The sequence below is a fragment of the Enterobacter cloacae complex sp. P6RS genome, from assembly GCF_014982245.1.
GTDB lineage: Bacteria > Pseudomonadota > Gammaproteobacteria > Enterobacterales > Enterobacteriaceae > Enterobacter > Enterobacter bugandensis.
In genome coordinates, this window is the sequence record NZ_JADCLB010000055.1 from 1 (window position 1) to 2,810 (window position 2,810).

At 46.0% G+C, this 2,810-nt stretch carries 3 protein-coding genes and 1 pseudogene; all 4 read right to left on the minus strand.

The genetic code is table 11. The features are described from left to right. Positions 1 to 1,524, minus strand: a 1,524-nt coding sequence (locus INF73_RS21810; protein ID WP_193547331.1) for a hypothetical protein, incomplete at its 3' end; no start/stop codon positions are given. Next, positions 1,521 to 2,276, minus strand: coding sequence for a glycosyltransferase family 2 protein (locus tag INF73_RS21815; protein WP_193547332.1), 756 nt, complete (start codon positions 2,274 to 2,276; stop codon positions 1,521 to 1,523). The genes INF73_RS21815 and INF73_RS21810, both read right to left, overlap by 4 nt. Next, complete coding sequence (locus tag INF73_RS21820; protein WP_193547333.1) at positions 2,270 to 2,611, minus strand: hypothetical protein; 342 nt, start codon at positions 2,609 to 2,611, stop codon at positions 2,270 to 2,272. Before INF73_RS21820 ends, INF73_RS21815 begins: the two co-directional genes overlap by 7 nt. 4 nt (positions 2,612 to 2,615) lie before the next feature. Next, positions 2,616 to 2,810, minus strand: a pseudogene (locus INF73_RS22195) (hypothetical protein); the annotation flags it as partial.

Sequence of the window (2,810 nt, forward strand, 5' to 3'; positions counted from 1 at the left end):
AAAAAGCTGCCTCGTCAATGAAATATGATTTAGCATAAAAAATTTTTTATAACTGTTTTGACAAACACTGTTTAACATCGCAGATAATGCCTCTGACTCCGCTTTAACTTCAGGTTCACATAATACGAGTGTGTACCAGTCGGATATTAATGTCTTAAAGTCACCATGTGCCCGCCATAACAGCCAGACAATGAGTCTGTAGCGCCTTAGTCCACTCATTTTCTCCGTGGTCATCATCCGAACGTTTTCATCGTTCCCCAGGTAGCGCAGTGCGAAAGTTGATAAATTTGCAATCCCATTTTCCTGTGTAATGTTTAGCGCAGGATATGCGGTAAAACCCCACAACTCCATTGGCGCTCTTTCATTTACAACTTTCCCCTGCTTATTAAGCCCTCTCGTTGTACCGTAACAATGAAAAATAGAACGATATGACAAGGTCTCTGTGAAAGCATATGGATTTATGCGCGATGGAATTCCTGAAACGGAGGCATGGATCCCCTGTTCAACATCTTCATACTCGCCCCAGTTAAGTAATTCGTTTTGGGGTACAGCTCTCCAAAGACTACGTTTGCAGATATAAAGACTTCCTGTGAGATATTCGCTGCCAAAAGCAGCCCTCTCGGGGTGCTGAGCGACATGACGCATACGCTCAAATTCAGGAAGATGTTGACGTTGAAGACGAGTTTCTCCATACAAAACTGAAGGAATAAATTGCCCCACACAAAAATCGGAATATCGACGTGGCGAGGCTCGCCAGTAATCTGCAAACCAGAACGACTGAAATGCGATAAAAGGAAAATCATCGCCAAATCTTGTCATCGCCTGCATGAACTCATGTGGAAGCAATACTCGATCATGCAGAATGCAGAGGTTCGAATAATTTGCGTTCTGTGCCAATATATTCTTTTTACGCGAAATCGGAACAGGCATTCCAGTGATGTCTTTCCCTACAATTCGCACTTCATTCCAGAAGCGAAAATCGTCACCAGGCTCACCACATAAGATAATCTCTGACTGAGGTATACCTAACGAAAGGATGCGTTCCACGCAGCAGTTGAGTTGTGCTGCACTATTCCCTCCGGTTGGAATACAAAAACTCCAGCCCTCAAGGCCACGATCTTTTTCAATACTCAACGCCTTTATCTTGCGAAAGACTCGCAGCCCATTAGCCGTTGACTGCTCCTCACAAAAGCTCTCTCTGTAATAGTCACGACTAAGCAATGTAGCGATATAATCAGAAACATGTAAATAGACTCTGGCTCCAGGCTTCATCGCATGCGCAGCATCCCATAGTAAATGTGCAGCCAGCGGAGTGCGATCCCAGTATGAGCAGACAACGTCCCCTGGAAAGGTGACGTGTAATCGATCTATCGCTGTAAGCGTGCGCGCTTTGCTGCGCCATTTCGCAAACGTTATGACGATTGTTTCTTCACTTCTGGCGACATCAAGGATTGATGCATCCAGGTACTCCTCGCATGCAGGAAGCTTGAGCGCCCGCTTATGCTTACAGGAAATAATATTCATAGAGCCAGGGCTCGCTCGCAAACTGGATTATGCAGAAAACGCACCAGATCTTCCGGCGTTCCGAGACCGTGCATACCCTGCCCATCTCTGCCAATATTAAATGTTGCGACTCTGGTCAGCCCCGCGCTGACCAGACGGGTATAAATCGGAGCGACATAGAACTCTCCCTGACTACGTTCATTTTGTTCAACCATATCTCTTGCAAGGCGGCAAAATTCCTTTCCTCGGGCGAAAGCGTAAATTCCTACCGTGGCCTCATCAGAAATAACTTGCTTTTCAACGACGCGACTCACCCAACCATCGTCGGTCATTCCGGCATAGGACCACTTGGGATCGTCAGCCTTCATCGTCATAATCAAGCCATCGAGATTTTCTTTTCTCATTCGTTCGATAAAAATATTTATATCCGTATCTACCCATTGGTCAGAATTAGCAATAAGTAAAGGCTGGTCGTTATCAATCCATTCTGAAGCGGCCAATACGGTACAAAGGGCACCTTCGCTATAGGTATCCAACCCGATAACGCAGCATCCGGGAGCAAGGCTTTCCAGGCGTTCGGTAAAACTATAGCGGGATAAATGTTCCTGCTGGCAAACAAAGATAAAACGGTGTTCGCATTCTGGACGCAGGTTGTTTATCACCACTTCGATCATAGGTAAACCTGAGATACGAATAAAGGGTTTTGGATCTTTGAAGCCTGCGCTGGCAAAACGACTTCCTCGCCCCGCCATCGGAATAACAATATTTAACATTTATTCACCACAAATTTGTCATTGAGTACGCCAGGGTGTTTAACAACAACGGTTACACAATCTTCAAGCGCTTCAAATGATGAGAGATTACCCGGTAATAAGGTAATAATATCGCCTGCATGTAGTTCCAGCCCAGCCATGCGCGCGCGTCCGGATAATAGTAATGTCACCTCTGTTGCCTGCCGGTGATAATGATTGCTCTCGATTGTGCCTTTGGTAAACCGCTGTACCGCAACCTCAACATCAGCAGTACGTAATGCTGCCGGAGAAAAATTACCGACAAACCATCCCCGCACCATATCGTCAAGTTTCAGGACTGAAGGTTGTTGATGCATTGTTTCACCTCTCATTAGAACCACCTCTGGAAAACCAGTAATCGCAAAGAAAGCGCGGATCGCCCGGATAGCTTTCACACCCCCTGTGCTGCCAATATGACACGTCCGGTTCATCCATGAATTTATCAACCTGGATCATGCTCGCGATTAAGTTTGCATCATTGTGGCGGCTCAACCATGAATTTGCCTTCTCCCGGAA